This is a genomic window from Streptomyces sp. NPDC006435 (assembly GCF_040612315.1).
In the GTDB taxonomy this organism is placed as follows: domain Bacteria; phylum Actinomycetota; class Actinomycetes; order Streptomycetales; family Streptomycetaceae; genus Streptomyces.
Genome location: NZ_JBEXPY010000002.1, coordinates 223,053 through 237,750 on the forward strand (window position 1 = coordinate 223,053; position 14,698 = coordinate 237,750).

General features: G+C 72.2%; 13 protein-coding genes. 9 read left to right on the top strand and 4 right to left on the bottom strand.

All coding sequences use genetic code 11. From position 1 onward, the window contains the following. Positions 1-437: 437 nt before the first annotated feature. The gene (locus tag ABZZ04_RS03255; protein ID WP_356930469.1) at positions 438-3,278 is read right to left on the bottom strand and encodes an FAD-binding and (Fe-S)-binding domain-containing protein; all 2,841 of its coding nucleotides are present in this window, start codon (positions 3,276-3,278) and stop codon (positions 438-440) included. Positions 3,279-3,788: 510 nt separating this feature from the next. Between ABZZ04_RS03255 and ABZZ04_RS03260 the strand changes: the two genes are divergently transcribed. The 8 genes from ABZZ04_RS03260 (at position 3,789) to ABZZ04_RS03295 (ending at position 11,315) form a co-directional block, all read left to right on the top strand. Continuing rightward, on the top strand, positions 3,789-5,330 hold the full coding sequence (locus ABZZ04_RS03260; RefSeq protein ID WP_356930470.1) for an ATP-binding protein: 1,542 nt from the start codon (positions 3,789-3,791) through the stop codon (positions 5,328-5,330). Continuing rightward, on the top strand, positions 5,327-5,752 hold the full coding sequence (locus ABZZ04_RS03265; protein ID WP_148837268.1) for a roadblock/LC7 domain-containing protein: 426 nt from the start codon (positions 5,327-5,329) through the stop codon (positions 5,750-5,752). Before ABZZ04_RS03260 ends, ABZZ04_RS03265 begins: the two co-directional genes overlap by 4 nt. Beyond that, positions 5,749-6,120 (top strand): DUF742 domain-containing protein, encoded by a 372-nt coding sequence (locus ABZZ04_RS03270; RefSeq protein ID WP_148837267.1) that lies wholly within the window; start codon positions 5,749-5,751, stop codon positions 6,118-6,120. Before ABZZ04_RS03265 ends, ABZZ04_RS03270 begins: the two co-directional genes overlap by 4 nt. Continuing rightward, entirely contained in the window at positions 6,101-6,766 is a 666-nt protein-coding gene (locus ABZZ04_RS03275) for an ATP/GTP-binding protein (protein WP_356930471.1), read from the top strand. Before ABZZ04_RS03270 ends, ABZZ04_RS03275 begins: the two co-directional genes overlap by 20 nt. Then, positions 6,763-8,043 (top strand): cytochrome P450, encoded by a 1,281-nt coding sequence (locus tag ABZZ04_RS03280; protein ID WP_356930472.1) that lies wholly within the window; start codon positions 6,763-6,765, stop codon positions 8,041-8,043. The genes ABZZ04_RS03275 and ABZZ04_RS03280 overlap by 4 nt, the downstream gene beginning before the upstream one ends. Beyond that, complete coding sequence (locus ABZZ04_RS03285) at positions 8,040-9,248, top strand: cytochrome P450 (protein ID WP_356930473.1); 1,209 nt, start codon at positions 8,040-8,042, stop codon at positions 9,246-9,248. Before ABZZ04_RS03280 ends, ABZZ04_RS03285 begins: the two co-directional genes overlap by 4 nt. Positions 9,249-9,377: 129 nt before the next feature. Continuing rightward, positions 9,378-10,496 (top strand): phosphoserine transaminase, encoded by a 1,119-nt coding sequence (gene serC / locus ABZZ04_RS03290; protein ID WP_356930474.1) that lies wholly within the window; start codon positions 9,378-9,380, stop codon positions 10,494-10,496. A gap of 174 nt (positions 10,497-10,670) precedes the next feature. Next, positions 10,671-11,315: a Uma2 family endonuclease gene (locus tag ABZZ04_RS03295; protein ID WP_356930475.1), complete on the top strand. Its 645-nt coding sequence runs from the start codon at positions 10,671-10,673 to the stop codon at positions 11,313-11,315. Here ABZZ04_RS03295 and ABZZ04_RS03300 read toward each other — a convergent pair whose 3' ends face one another. The 3 genes from ABZZ04_RS03300 to ABZZ04_RS03310 form a co-directional block, all read right to left on the bottom strand. After that, positions 11,316-11,723, bottom strand: coding sequence for a DUF4259 domain-containing protein (locus tag ABZZ04_RS03300; RefSeq protein WP_356930476.1), 408 nt, complete (start codon positions 11,721-11,723; stop codon positions 11,316-11,318). Between the two features lie 129 nt (positions 11,724-11,852). Next, positions 11,853-12,701, bottom strand: a complete 849-nt coding sequence (locus ABZZ04_RS03305) for an ABC transporter permease (protein WP_356930477.1) — start codon at positions 12,699-12,701, stop codon at positions 11,853-11,855. Then, positions 12,698-13,723, bottom strand: coding sequence for an ATP-binding cassette domain-containing protein (locus ABZZ04_RS03310; protein WP_356930478.1), 1,026 nt, complete (start codon positions 13,721-13,723; stop codon positions 12,698-12,700). The genes ABZZ04_RS03305 and ABZZ04_RS03310 overlap by 4 nt, the downstream gene beginning before the upstream one ends. Before the next feature lie 148 nt (positions 13,724-13,871). On the opposite strand from ABZZ04_RS03310, the gene ABZZ04_RS03315 reads away from it, so the two are divergent. Beyond that, positions 13,872-14,654 (top strand): TetR/AcrR family transcriptional regulator C-terminal domain-containing protein, encoded by a 783-nt coding sequence (locus ABZZ04_RS03315; protein ID WP_356930479.1) that lies wholly within the window; start codon positions 13,872-13,874, stop codon positions 14,652-14,654. The last annotated feature ends 44 nt before the right edge of the window (positions 14,655-14,698 follow it).

Sequence of the window (14,698 nt, forward strand, 5' to 3'; positions counted from 1 at the left end):
AACCCGGTCGGGCCTTCGGATGGGCGCGCGAGGATGCGGACGCGCACAGGGCAGAGCTATGGTCTGAAGCAGCCACTGGATCGACTCTTTCTCGATCTTGAGGTCAGACCCCGGCCGGTGCGCTAACACCGCGTCCGGGGTCATTACGTTCGGCACCGTAGACAGCCGTGACTCCTCGCCGCAACTCGGTCACGATTAGTCATACTTGCTGGCCGTTACGGGTCTGGGAGGGGTGGGGGGTTTCCCGACCCCAACCGGTAAACCAACCGCTTGAACTACACAGCTCGAATCCCGGCCCTCGAATCCCGAAGCTCAAGTCCCGGGCCCGCACCTCCACTTCGTACACACGGAAGAGTGAACGAGCCTTCCCGGAGCTCGGAGCCCGAGGCTCGGAGCCCGAGGCTCGGAGCCCGAGGCTCGAATCCCAGGACTCGGGATCAGGGGGCGTCCGGTTCCGGGGGCAGGCCCTCCGCCAGCAGTTCCGCCAGGTGTCGTGCCCGTACGCCGCCCAGTTGGTCCAGCTGCGTGCGGCAGGAGAAGCCGTCGGCGAGGAAGGCCGTGCCCGGGTCCGCCGCCCGTACCGACGGCAGCAGGGTCTCCTCCGCGCAGGCCACCGACACGTCCCAGTGGCCGCGTTCGAAGCCGAAGTTTCCGGCGAGGCCGCAGCAGCCGCCGCTCAGTTCGCCCGTCAGCCCGGCCCGTTCACGTAGTCGGCGTTCCGCCGCGTCGCCCAGGACCGCGTGCTGGTGGCAGTGGGTCTGCCCGGCGACCGGGCGGTCCAGGCGGGGTGGCCGCCAGTCGGGGGCGTACTCCTCCAGGTACTGGGCCAGGGTCCTTACGGAGGCGGCGAGTTCGGCGGCGCGCGGGTCGTCGGGGAGGAGTTCGGGCAGGTCGGTGCGGAGGGTGGCGGCGCAGCTCGGTTCGAGGACGACCAGCGGGTCGCCGAGGCCGGTCCCCATCCGGTCCAGGGTGCGGCGCATGACCTTGCGGGCCTTGTCCAGCCGGCCTGTCGATACATAGGTGAGGCCGCAGCACAGGCCCCGGCCCCGGCCCGGCAGGATCACGGTGCGGCCCGCCGACTCCAGGACACGGACCGCCGCCCGGCCCGCCCCGGGCGAGAGGCGGTCGGTGAAGGTGTCGGGCCAGAGGGTGACCACCTGCTCATCGGAGAGGATCACCGTCCCCTTGCCCGGACGCCGTGCGAGCCACCGGGTGAACGACCGTCGGGGCAGGACCGGCAGCGTGCGTTCCGGGGCGATCCCGGCCAGCCGTTTGGCCAGGGCCGCCAGGGGGCGGACCCGGGCCAGGGCGTTCAGGACGGGGGCGAACGGGGATGCCAGGCGCAGCCACACCGGCAGCCCGCCCATCGAGTAGTGCGAGGCCGGGCGCAGCCGCCCCCGGTAGTGGTGGTGCAGGAACTCCGCCTTGTACGTGGCCATGTCGACGCCCACCGGGCAGTCCCCGCGGCAGCCCTTGCAGGACAGGCAGAGGTCGAGGGCCTCGCGCACCTCGTCCGACCGCCAGCCGTCCGTGATCACCTCGCCCGCGAGCATCTCGTGCAGCAGCCGGGCCCGGCCCCGGGTGGAGTGGGCCTCCTCGCCGGTCGCCCGGTACGACGGGCACATCACGTCCGTGCCGGTGGTGCGGGGCGTGCGGCACTTGGCGACGCCCACGCACCGGCGCACCGCCGCGGAGAAGTCGCCGCCGTCGTGCGGGTAGCCGAACGCGACGTCCACGGGGCGTTTCGGCAGCACCTCGAAGCGGAGGTTCTCGTCGAGCCGGGCGGGGCGGGCGAGGATGCCGGGGTTCATGCCGCCGTCCGGGTCCCAGACGTCCTTGTAGCGGGCGAAGAGGGCGACCAGCTCGTCCCCGTACATGCGGGGCAGCAGCTCGGCACGGGCCTGGCCGTCGCCGTGCTCGCCGCTCAGCGATCCGCCGTGGGCGACGACCAGGTCGGCGAGGTCCTCGGAGAAGCGGCGGAAGCGGGCCACGCCCGCCGTGCTCAGCAGGTCGAAGTCGATCCGGACGTGGATGCAGCCGTCGCCGAAGTGCCCGTACGGGGTGCCGCGCAGCCCGTGCCCGGCGAGCAGGGCGCGGAACTCGCGGAGGTAGGGGCCCAGGCGGGCGGGCGGTACGGCGCAGTCCTCCCAGCCGGGCCAGGCCTCGGTGCCGTCCGGCATGCGGGTCGCGGTGCCGGCCGCGTCCTCGCGGATGCGCCACAGGGCCCGCTGCCCGGCCGGGTCGGTGACGACGGTGCCGTCCAGGGCGTCGGCGGCGCGCAGGACGCGTTCGGCGTGCGCGCGGGCCTCGGCCGGGGTGGCGCCGCCCGTCTCGACGAAGAGCCAGGCGCGGCCGCGCGGCAGCCCGGCCGGTTCGCGGACGAGGTCGGCGGCCATGCCCTCGACGGTGAGCGGGTGGTGCGGGAGCAGGCCGGGGGCGGCCTCGGCCGCCGCGGACTCGTCGGCGTAGCCGAGTACGGCCAGTGCGCGGGCCACCGGCGCCTCGACCAGTCGTACGGTCGCCTCCGTCACCACGCCGAGCGTTCCCTCGCTGCCGCAGAAGGCGCGGGCGAGGTCGGTGCCGCGCTCCGGCAGCAGCGCGTCCAGGGCGTATCCGGAGATGCGGCGCGGGAGGTCGGGGAAGCCGGTGCGCAGGAGGGCCAGGTTCGCTCCGGCGAACGCCGGGAGTTCGCGCAACGCGTCGGGGAGGCCGGTCGTCGCGGTACGGCCCAGGCGCAGGGTGTCGCCGCCGTAGCGGGCCACGGTCAGGGCGTGCACGTTGTCGGCCGTGGTGCCCCAGGCGACCGAGTGCGCGCCGCAGGAGTTGTTGCCGATCATGCCCCCGAGGGTGCAGCGGCCGTGCGTGGAGGGGTCGGGTCCGAAGGTGAGGCCGTGCGGGGCGGCGGCGGTGCGCAGGTCGTCCAGGATCACGCCGGGCTGGACGACCGCGGTGCGGGACGGGGCGTCCAGCGCGACGATCCGGTCGAGGTGGCGGGTGAGGTCGAGGACGACGCCGGTGCCGGTGGCCTGGCCCGCGATGGAGGTTCCGCCGCCGCGCGGCACCACGGGAACCCCGTGCTCGCGGCAGACGGCGAGGGCGGCGGAGACGTCGTCGGCGTCGCGCGGGGCGACGGTGCCGAGCGGTACGCGGCGGTAGTTGGAGGCGTCCATCGTCGTCAACGCCCTTGCGGTGGCGTCGAATTCGACCTCCCCGCGGACCTCGGCGCGCAGGGCCCGTTCGAGTTCGGGGTGTTCCGTCGGATTCCGGTGTGCGGCCATGGCCCCAGGATGCCGTCGGCCGGGCCGTCCGGCCGTCCCGGGCCGCGTGTTTCCCGCGAATACGCCGCTACGTCGGAATACATCGGACGCGCGATCAGATGCGCAACAGAAAACACCACAAGCGCTTCCCAAAGAGAGCACCAATTCTCATATAGTGACCCCGACTTACCTTGGAATTACCAGCTCCAGTTGTCGCTTTTGCTCCTGCTGTGACGAACCGTCCGGAACCGTCCACAACCATCCGGATCCGAGCGGTTCACCCCGATCGAACTCGGTCGGATCCGGTCGAAGTCGACCGAGTCCGGCAGAGGCCGGTCCAGATCGGTAATCGGTCGCTCAGCCTGCTCCACCCGCACCACCCGCTCGACCTGCAAGACCGCACCACCTGCACCACCTGCACCACCCGTAAGACTGCTCGACCCGCATCACCCGCAAGACCCGCACCACCCGTAAGACCGCCCGCCCGCCCGTCCGCACCCGTCCGCCCCCAAGGACTCCCAAGGACTCCCATTGAGCCCCTCATCCCGGCCGACCGCAGCGGCCCTGCTGATATCGCTGGCCGTCACCGGCGCCCTGTGCCTGTGGGCGGTCACCGCTGCCCCCGACTCGGTGCGGACCACGCTGGCCTGGGGTGCGGGCGCCGCCGCCGTGCTGCTGTCCGCCGCCGTGGCCACCGCCGTTCACGCCCGCGGCACCGCGAACCGCCTGCGGGCCCGTATCGCCTCGGAGAACCAGCGGTTCACCGGCGAGATCAGCCGCCTCGTGTCCGCCTCCGCGGCCGAGGGGCAGCGGTTCACCGCCGAGACCGCCCGGATCAAGTCCGCGGCAGCGGCCGAGACCGCCCGGATCAGGTCGGCCGCCGAGGCCGAGACCACCCGCGCCGCGGCCCAGGCCACCGCCGACACCCAGCGGTTCACCGCCGAGATCGAGCGGCTCACCGCCCGCGCCACCCGCAGCGAGACCGAGCGCTCCGCCGCCCTCGCCGCCTGCGCCAACGCCGCGGGCCGGATGCAGGCCCTGTCCACCAGCATGCTCGCCGACCTGCGCGAGATGGAGCACCGGCACGCGGCCGAGGAGGTCCTGGAGGACCTGCTCCACCTGGACCACCGCACCGCCCAGGCGGGCCGGCTCGCCGACTCCATCGCCGTGCTGACCGGCGCCCGCTCCGGCCGGCGCTGGGCGAAGCCGATCGTGATGGAGTCGATCCTGCGCGGCGCGATGGGCCGGATCAGCGGCTACCAGCGGGTGCGGCTCCACTCGACCAGCGACGTCGCCGTCGCCGGTCACGCGGCCGAGGGCGTCATGCACGCGCTCGCCGAACTCCTCGACAACGCCGCCAACTTCTCGCCGCCCACGGCGGAGGTCCACGTGTACGTCGAGGAGGTCCCGGCCGGCATCGTGCTGACCGTCGAGGACAGCGGCCTGGTCATGAGCGAGGTGCAGCTGCGCCGCGCCGAACGCGCGGTGTCCGCCGACGTCCGGGACCTGACCGGGCTGTCCGGCACCCGGCTCGGCCTCGCCGTCGTCGGCCGGCTGGCCCGCAAGCACGGGCTGACCGTGTCGTTCCGCCCGTCCGCGCGCGGTGGCACCGGCGCCCTGATGATGCTGCCCCAGGAGCTCCTCACCCGCGCCCCCGCGCAGGTCCCGGCACCCGCCGCCCCCGCACCCGCCACGACCGGGAACCCGGCCGCGGCCCGGATCCCGGAGCAGGCCACCGCACCCGCCGCTCCCGTACCGGCCGCCGCGCCCGCCCCCGTACCCGCGTCCGAGGACGCCCACGCGGACACCCGCACGGACGCTCCCGAGGACACCTCAGCGGACACCTCCGAGACCACCGGCAGCCTGCCCCGGTTCGGCGAGAGCGGACTGCCCAAGCGCCGCCGCGGCCGTACCCTCGCCGCCGCCGAGGCCCGCGCCAACGCCAGCACGGACGGGGCGAGGACCTCCCGCCCCCGCACCTCCGACCCCAAGGAACAGGCAGCCCGCTTCAGCAGCTTCCGTCAGGCTGTTCGGGCCAATTCCCCGCACCCGGAAGAAGGCAACACCCGATGACCGCGACCACCGACGAGAAGCTCAACTGGCTGCTGGAGGGGCTGCTGGAGCGCACTCCCGGCGCCCGTCACGCCCTCGTCCTGTCCAGGGACGGCCTCAAGCTGTGCCGCACCCCCGAGCTCTCCGTCGACCAGGCCGATCAGCTGGCCGCGATCTCCGCCGGCATCCAGAGCCTGTCGCACGGCGCCTCCATCGAGTTCGGTGACGGCACCGGCGGCGTACGGTCCGCGATGGCCGAGTTCTACGGCGGGGTGCTGTTCATCGTCGAGGCGGGCGACGGCGCCCACCTCGCGGTCGTCGCCTCCGAGGACTCCGACGTCGGCCTCATCGGGCACAACATGAGCGAACTCGTCGAGCAGCTCGGCGAGCACCTCAGCGCCCCGCCGCGCTCCCCCGCCGCCGACGCGACCGCGGCCGTATGACCACCCGCCCCCGTCCCCGGCCCGGCCGGGACGACGACCCGGACCGGCTGTACACCCTCACCGGGGGCCGCAGCCGGTCCGACTCGGACGCGTTCGACCTGGTGACGCTGGTGGTGTCCGAGTGCGAGCCGACCCCCGGCATGCAGTCGGAGCACGTCACGATCCTGCGGATGTGCCAACGGCCCACCGCGGTCGTGGAGATCGCGGCGGGCCTCGGCCTGCCCGTCGGCATCGTCCGGATCATGCTGTCCGATCTGCTGGACACCGGCCGCATCAGCGCCCGCCACCCCCGTACCGCCCGTGTCGCGGACCGGCTCCCCGACCCCGACATCCTGGAACAGGTGCTCGTTGGACTCCGCAACCTCTGACCGTGCCGCCCTGCAGGCGACGGCCGACAACGGACTGAAGATCGTCGTCGTCGGCGGCTTCGGGGTCGGCAAGACCACCATGGTCCGCTCCGTCAGCGAGATCCGTCCGCTGAACACGGAAGAGACCATGACCCGCGCGGGCGAGGCCGTCGACCACCTCGACGGCGTGCAGTCGAAGACGTCCACGACCGTCGCCTTCGACTTCGGCCGGATCTCGCTCGACGCCCGCTCGGTGCTGTACCTCTTCGGCGCCCCCGGCCAGGAGCGCTTCTGGTTCCTGTGGGACCGGCTGTTCTCCGGCACCCTCGGCGCCGTCGTGCTCGTCGACACCCGCAGGCTCGCCGACTCCTGGTACGCCATCGACCGTCTGGAGCACCACGGCACGCCGTTCATCGTGGCGTGCAACGACTTCGGCGGGCCGCTCCACAGCGAGCAGCAGATACGGGAGGCGCTCGACCTCCCGGACGACGTGCCCCTGGTGGAGTGCGACGCCCGGGACCGCTCGTCCAGCAAGTACGTACTGATCACGCTGGTCGAGTACCTGCGCACCCTCTCCCAGAAGAGGATCGCCGACCGGTCCGGCACCCCGGACCCCGCCCCGCGCCCGGAGACCACCCCGGCGATGACCCCGGAGCCCACCCCGTGACCCAGCCCCCGGCGCCGGTCTCCGGCTGCCCCGTTTCCCAGGGCCGCGTACCGCTCTCCGGCCCCCGGTTCCAGACCGAACCGGCCCGGCTGTACCGGGAGATGCGCCGCGACCACGGTGCGGTGGCGCCCGTCGTGCTCGACGGCGACGTCCCCGCCTGGCTGGTGCTCGGCTACCGCGAACTGCACCAGGTCACCGCCGACCCGGTGCTGTTCAGCCGCGACTCCGACCTGTGGAACCAGTGGGACCGCATCCCGGCCGACTGGCCGCTGCGGCCGATGATCGGCCAGAAGCAGCCGTCGATCCTGTACACGGTCGGTCCCCGGCACACCGAACGCGCCGCGATGATCAGCAACGCGCTGGAGGCCGTCGACCCGTTCTCCCTCAAGCGGTACGCGGAGGAGTTCGCCGACGGCCTCATCGACCGGTTCTGCTCCACCGGCGGCACGGAGATCATCGCCGAGTACGCGATGCTGCTCCCCGCCCTCGTCCTGGCGAAGCTCTACGGCTTCAGCGACACCGTCGGCGCCGCGCTCGTCGGCTCGCTCAACGACATGATCGACGGCCGGGAACGGGCGCTGGCCGGACAGCAGCACCTCGTCACGTCCATGGTGCAGCTGCTGGCCGACAAGCACGCCGCGCCCGGCGACGACGTCACCTCGCGGATGATCGCCGACCGCGGCGGCTTCACCGACGAGGAGGTCGCCCAGGACCTCATGGTCATGATGGCCGCGGGCCACCAGCCGACCGCCGACTGGATCGGCAACTCGCTGCGGCTCATGCTCACCGACGACCGGTTCGCCGCCTCCCTGTCGGGCGGCCGGCACAGCGTCGCCGAGGCCATGAACGAGGTGCTGTGGGAGGACACCCCGACCCAGAACGTCGCGGGCCGCTGGGCCTCCCGCGACACCCACCTCGGCGGGCGCCACATCCAGGCGGGCGACCTGCTGCTGCTGGGGATCGCCGCCGCCAACGCCGACCCGCAGGTCCGCACCGACGGTTCCGCGCTGACCGGCGGCAACAACGCCTTCCTCTCCTTCGGCCACGGCGAGCACCGCTGCCCGTTCCCGGCCCAGGAGACCGCCGAGGTCATCGCCCGTACCGGTATCGAGGTACTGCTCGACCGGCTCCCGGACATCGACCTCGCCGTCCCGGCCGGGCAGCTCACCCGGCGGCCGTCCCCGTGGCTGCGAGGTCTGACCGACCTGCCGGTGACGTTCACGCCCACCCCTGCCCTGGGCCCCACCACGGCAACCGACACCGGAGACCACAGATGACCCGGATCGCCCTCGACCCCTTCGTCACCGACCTCGACGGCGAGAGCGCCCGGCTGCGGGCCGCCGGTCCGCTCGCCGAGGTGGAGCTGCCGGGCGGGGTGAACTGCTACGCGGTCACCCACCACGCCGAGGCGCGGCAACTGCTCACCGACAGCCGGATCGTGAAGGACATCAACGTCTGGAACGCCTGGCGGCGCGGCGAGATACCGATGGACTGGCCGCTGATCGGCCTCGCCAACCCGGGCCGTTCCATGCTCACGGTCGACGGCGCGGACCACCGCCGGCTGCGCACCCTGGTCGCGCAGGCGCTCACCGTGAAGCGGGTGGAGCGGCTGCGCGCCGGCATCGAGGCGCTGACCACGGCGAGCCTGGACCGGCTGGCCGCCCTGCCGAAGGACGAACCGGTCGACCTGAAGGCCGAGTTCGCCTACCCGCTGCCGATGAACGTGATCAGCGAGCTGATGGGTGTCGACAGGGCCGACCACCCCCGGCTGAAGGAGCTGTTCGAGAAGTTCTTCTCGACGCAGACCCCGCCGGAGGAGGTCCCGCAGATGATGGCGGACCTCGGCGCGCACTTCACGAAGATCGTCGCGGGCAAGCGGGAGAACCCGGGCGACGACCTCACCAGCGCCCTGATCGCCGCCTCCGAGGACGGCGACCGGCTCACCGACGAGGAGATCGTCAACACCCTCCAGCTGATCATCGCCGCCGGTCACGAGACCACGATCAGCCTGATCGTGAACGCCGTCGTCGCCCTCCAGACCCACCCCGAGCAGCGCAGGCGGGTGCTGGACGGCGAGGTGCCGTGGGAGAACGTGGTCGAGGAGACCCTGCGCTGGTCCTCCCCCACCTCGCACGTCCTGATCCGGTTCGCCACCGAGGACGTCCAGGTCGGCGACAAGGTGCTGCCGAAGGGCGAGGCGCTGATCGTCTCCTTCGGCGCGCTCGGCCGCGACGAGACGCAGCACGGTCCGTCGGCCGGTGAGTTCGACGTCACCCGCTCCCCCAACCGCCACATCGCCTTCGGTCACGGCCCGCACGTGTGTCCGGGTGCGGCGCTGTCCCGGCTGGAGGCGGGGGTGGCCCTGCCCGCGCTGTACGAGCGGTTCCCGGAGCTGGAGCTCGCCGTGCCCGCCTCCGAGCTGCGGAACAAGCCGATCGTCACCCAGAACGACCTGTACGACCTGCCGGTACGACTGGGCTGACCGGCGCCCTCCTGCCACCCCGCTCACCCCGCCCACCTGCCCTTCCGGTGCCGTCCGCGGACCGAGGCACATATCTCACCTCACGGACACGGTGTCCGGCCGTGTCCGTGAGGTACTACGCTCCGGTTCGTGGCCGATATCCAGATTCCCGCTGACATCAAGCCCGCCGACGGACGCTTCGGCGCCGGTCCTTCCAAGGTGCGGACGGAGGCGCTCGACGCCCTGGCCGCCACCGGCACGTCCCTTCTCGGTACGTCCCACCGCCAGGCCCCGGTCAAGAACCTGGTCGGCTCGGTGCGTCAGGGCGTGCGCGACCTCTTCTCCCTCCCCGAGGGCTACGAGGTGATCCTGGGCAACGGCGGCTCCACCGCCTTCTGGGACATCGCGACGCACGGACTGATCGAGACGAAGTCCCAGCACCTGAACTTCGGCGAGTTCTCCTCGAAGTTCGCGAAGGCCGCCGAGCTCGCCCCGTGGCTGGCCGACCCGACCGTGATCGCCTCCGAGCCGGGCACCCACCCGGACCCGCGGGCCGAGGCGGGCGTCGACGTCTACGCCTTCACGCACAACGAGACCTCGACGGGTGTCGCCGCGCCGATCGAGCGCGTCGCGGGCGCCGACGAGGGCGCCCTCGTCCTGGTGGACGCCACCTCCGGCGCGGGCGGTCTGCCGGTCGACATCGCCCAGACGGACGTCTACTACTTCGCCCCGCAGAAGTCCTTCGCCTCGGACGGCGGCCTCTGGATCGGCGTCTTCTCCCCGGCGGCCCTGGAGCGCGCCGCGCGCGTCCACGCCTCGGGCCGACACGTACCGGAGTTCTTCTCGCTCCCGACGGCGATCGACAACTCCCTCAAGAACCAGACGTACAACACCCCGGCCCTGGCCACGCTCTTCCTCCTGAACGAGCAGCTGACCTGGATGAACACCCAGGGCGGCCTGGACTTCACCACCGGCCGCACGGCCGCCTCGGCGCGGAACCTGTACGGCTGGGCCGAGGAGTCGAAGTACGCGACCCCGTTCGTCACCGACCCGGCCAAGCGCTCGCAGGTCATCGGCACGATCGACTTCGCGGACGAGATCGACGCCGCGGCCGTCGCCAAGGCCCTGCGCGCCAACGGCATCGTCGACACCGAGCCGTACCGCAAGCTGGGCCGCAACCAGCTGCGCGTGGCGATGTTCCCGGCGATCGACCCGGCGGACGTCGAGGCGCTGACGGCCTGCATCGACTACGTGATCGAGAAGCTGTGACGGCGTAGCACTCGTACGCAGTACCCGTACGCAGCACTTTTGCGAGGAAGGGCCCCGCCGTCAGCGCGGGGCCCTTCTCGTTCATCCGGTCGGGTGGCGGAACGGCTTTCGGGTGATTCCCCTCGAACCGTCCTACGATGATGACCTCGACATCACCCCTTCAGGAGGCCCGCAATGTCTGCAGCAGCAGTCGAGCACCCCTGTGACGGTGACCCGGAATCGCTGCTCGCAATGGCCGACAGGCTCGCGGAGCAGAACCCGGGTTGCCGCGTCGAGATCATCGGAGGCGTCATCACCGTGGCCCCACCCCCGGACGGACCGCACGGCCGAGCGCTGACCAAGATCATGCGCCCCTTCATCGCAGCCGGTCTGGACGACGGCGAGACGGAGGTCATTCAGGGAATCGGCCTGTGGCTCCCCGGCGGCCCAGAGGACTACGCCATTCCCGACCTGGCAATCGTCGACGCCGATCTCGACGAGCACCTGATCGAGAACAACTGCTACGACCCCGCCGTCTTCCGCCTCGTGCTGGAGGTCACCTCCAGCAACTACAACAACGACCTGCGCAACAAGGTCGTCGCATACGCCGAGGCCAAGATCCCGGTGTACGTGATCGTCGACCGCAGGCACGGCCGGGTGCACGTCCTGACGGAGCCCGTCAGCGGCGGTTACGACAGCCACCAGGTGTACGCCCCCGGGCAGATGGTCACGCTGCCCGAGTCGATCGGCGCCCCGGTGACCCTCGACGTCGACGAGCTCGTCCGGGCCGGCCGCCCCCGCGACCGATCGGCCGACCCGGCCGACCCGGCCGACGCCTGATCAGCCGGAGGCCGCCACCAGCACCTCCCGGAGCCGGGCGATGCCCGCGGCCCATTCCTCGTCTCCCCCCTCGTCCCACAGCTCGCGCAGCTCCGAGTCCTCGCCCAGCACCGCGTCGAGGGCCTTCACCGCGAGGGGGCGCAGGTCCGTCGCCAGGGTCGGCAGCGGCTTGTCGGGGCCGTACGCGGTGGTCACCGGTTCGCCTCCCGGGCACTGGGCGGCGACCAGCGCCGCCGCCGCGACCGCGACCGCCCCGTCGTCGCTGTCCAGGTAGTCCGAGGGGGCGAGCACCGCCTCCAGGGCCTCGCGGATCACCGCTTCCCGCTCGTTCTCCGGCGTGTCGTCGACCGTCCCGGAGAAGTCCGCCGCGGTGTCGTTGTCGAAGTGGCCGGTGTCCCAGGTGCCCATGAGGTCCTCCGTAAGCGCTGTTCCTGTGCTTCTGCTTCCCGTGCTTTCTTACGGAGCGCATGCTCGCACGGGCCACTGACAACGACGGCCCGGCAACCCGGCAACTCTTCGACTGAACAGCCCTGTGGCTCAGCGGCTCAGTCGCTGGAACCGCCGCACCGCCAGCGGCAGGAACACCGCGGTCAGCGCCAGCGGCCACACCACCGCCATCAGCAGGGCGTGTTCCTCCACCCAGGTCCCGCCGCCCGCCACCGGATTGCCGAAGAGTTCACGGGCCGCCGTGACCGCCGACGAGATCGGGTTCCAGGCGGCGACGGTGCCCAGCCAGCCCGGCATCAGGGAGGGGGCGACCAGGGCGCTGGAGATCATCGTGACCGGGAAGGCGACGGCGTACAGACCGCCCGCCGACTCCGGGTCCGGGAGCAGGAGCCCCAGCCAGACGCCGACCCAGATCAGGCTGAACCGGAGCAGCAGCAACAGTCCGAACGCGCCGACGGCGGCGGCCGGTCCGCCGTCCGCGCGCCAGCCGATCACGAGGGCCGTCACCGCGAGGATCGCCAGTTCGGCGGCGGCGACCACCAGGTCGGCGAGGCCGCGTCCGGCGGAGACCGCGGACGGCGCCATCGGCATGGAGCGGAAACGGTCCACGACACCCTTGTTGATGTCGGTCGCCACGGCCATCGCGGTGTTCATGAACCCCATCGCCATGGTCGTGGCGAACATGCCCGGCATCAGGAACTCCCGGTAGTCGCCGCCTCCGGGCACCTTCATGGCGCTGCCGAAGACGTACCCGTACAGCAGCACGGAGAGGATCGGGAAGCCCAACTGCCAGATGATGGCGGTCGGTTGGCGCTGGTAGTGGGTGAGGCTGCGCCGGGTGACGTTCCAGCTGTCGGCGAGCGCCCAGCCGAGTCGGCCGCGGGCGGGGCCGGTCGGGTGCGATGCGGGGCCGGCCGGGTGCGGGGCGAGGGCGGTCACGCCGCCACCTCCTTCTCGATCTCGATCTCTTCGGGCGTCCTCGTGCGGTGTCCGGTCAGGTTCAGGAACACGTCGTCGAGGCTCGGTCTGCGCAGCCCGATGTCCTCGATCCCGACACCCTCGTCCTGGAGGGTGCGCGCGACCTCGGTGAGCGCGGCGACCCGGTCGGTGGCGATCTGGGTGTGGACGCGGCGGGCCTCCTCGTCCCGGACGACGGGACCGGTCCCGGCGACGCGCTCCACGGCCCTCGCGACCGCGGGCAGGTCGGCGGACTCGGCCGCGACGACCTCGATCCGGTCGCCGCCCACCCGGTTCTTCAACCCGTCGGGGGTGTCGTCGGCGATGGACCGGCCCCGGTCGATGACGGTGATGCGCGAGGCGAGCCGGTCGGCCTCCTCCAGGTACTGGGTGGTGAGCAGCACCGTCGTACCGCCCGCGACCAACGCCCGTACGCTGTCCCAGACCTCGCCCCGGCCCCGCGGGTCGAGCCCCGTCGTCGGCTCGTCCAGGAACAGCACCCGGGGCGCGAGGATCACCGAGGCCGCGAGGTCGAGGCGGCGGCGCATGCCGCCGCTGTACTCCCCGACCCCCTGGTCGGCGGCGTCGCACAGGTCGAACCGCTCCAGCAGTTCCGCGGCCCGCAGCCGGGCCCGCGCGCCGCCCAGGCGGAAGAGCCGCCCGAACATCTCCAGGTTCTGCCGCCCGGTCAGGACCTCGTCGACCGCGGCGTACTGCCCGGTGAGCCCGATCCTCTCGCGTACGCTCCGGGGGTCGCGCGCCACGTCCGCCCCGGCGACCTCGGCCCGCCCCTCGTCGAACCGCAGCAGCGTCGACAGGGCGCGCACCGCGGTGGTCTTGCCGGCCCCGTTGGGCCCGAGCAGCCCGTGGACGGTGCCGGGCCGGACAGCCAGGTCGAATCCGTCGAGCGCCCTCTTCTCCTCGGCGCCCCGCTTCCCGCGGCGCCTTCCCCCGTACCGCTTCACCAATCCTTCGGCACGTACGGCACATTCGCTCACAGCCATGCCGGGAACCCCCTCCGTCAATGAATTGGGTACACCGTACCCGAATTAGAGTACAGCGTACTCACTTTTTACTCATGGCTTCGGGGCGTCCGGCAGCGGGCCCCGCGGCACCGTGGGGCCCACTGCCGGACGCTCTTACGCTGAACCCATGACGAAAAGCGCTTCAACGGGTGGGACGGACGGGACGACGACCGGCAGCGGCGACATCGCGCGCAGCCTGGAACTCCTCTGGGGCACCGGCGACCGACCCAGCCGCGGCCCCAAACCGGCTCTCACCCTCGGCCGGATCGTCACCGCCGCCGTGGCGATCGCCGACGCGGAGGGACTGGCCGCCCTCTCGATGCGCCGTCTCTCCACCGACCTGGGCACCGGCACGATGTCGCTCTACCGCTACATCCCCGGCAAGGCCGAACTGCTCGACCTGATGCTCGACCACGTACTGGGCGAGTCCCTGGACACCGCCCCGGCCGACGTACCGGCCGACTGGCGCGTCGCCCTCGCCACCATGGCCCGCACCTACCTGGAGCAGCTCGAACGCCACCCCTGGCTCCTCAAGGTCAACCAGGCACGCACGGTCCTCGGCCCCAGCGCCCTGCGGGGCCTCGAACAGGCCCTCGCCGGCCTCGGGGGCATGGGACTGCCCGGCCGGGAGCTGATCTCGACGATCATCACGGTCAACAGCTTCGTGGAGGGCATCGCCCGCACCCGGCTCCAGGCCGTCGAGGCCGCGCGGCAGACCGGGCTGAGCGACGACGCCTTCTGGGAGAACCAGACCCCCTATCTGGAACGGGCCATGGCGAGCGGCGACTATCCGCTGATGGCGGCGCTCGACGAGGACGCCTTCAGCTACGACGTCGACCACTTCGCGTTCGGCCTGCAACGGCTGATCGACGGCTTCGAGGTGCTCGTCGCGCGGCACGCCGGGGAGTGAACGGGGCAGTGGGCGAGCGCCCCCGGACGCTCAGCCCTTCCGCG

Bases quoted from the DNA above. Each gene is read 5' to 3' on its own strand.
- ABZZ04_RS03270 (WP_148837267.1), top strand. From the start codon at position 5,749: ATGACCACCCGCCCCCGTCCCCGGCCCGGCCGGGACGACGACCCGGAC.
- ABZZ04_RS03310 (WP_356930478.1), bottom strand. From the start codon at position 13,723: ATGGCTGTGAGCGAATGTGCCGTACGTGCCGAAGGATTGGTGAAGCGG.
- ABZZ04_RS03285 (WP_356930473.1), top strand. From the start codon at position 8,040: ATGACCCGGATCGCCCTCGACCCCTTCGTCACCGACCTCGACGGCGAG.
- ABZZ04_RS03255 (WP_356930469.1), bottom strand. From the start codon at position 3,278: ATGGCCGCACACCGGAATCCGACGGAACACCCCGAACTCGAACGGGCC.
- ABZZ04_RS03300 (WP_356930476.1), bottom strand. From the start codon at position 11,723: ATGGGCACCTGGGACACCGGCCACTTCGACAACGACACCGCGGCGGAC.
- ABZZ04_RS03265 (WP_148837268.1), top strand. From the start codon at position 5,327: ATGACCGCGACCACCGACGAGAAGCTCAACTGGCTGCTGGAGGGGCTG.
- ABZZ04_RS03295 (WP_356930475.1), top strand. From the start codon at position 10,671: ATGTCTGCAGCAGCAGTCGAGCACCCCTGTGACGGTGACCCGGAATCG.
- ABZZ04_RS03315 (WP_356930479.1), top strand. From the start codon at position 13,872: ATGACGAAAAGCGCTTCAACGGGTGGGACGGACGGGACGACGACCGGC.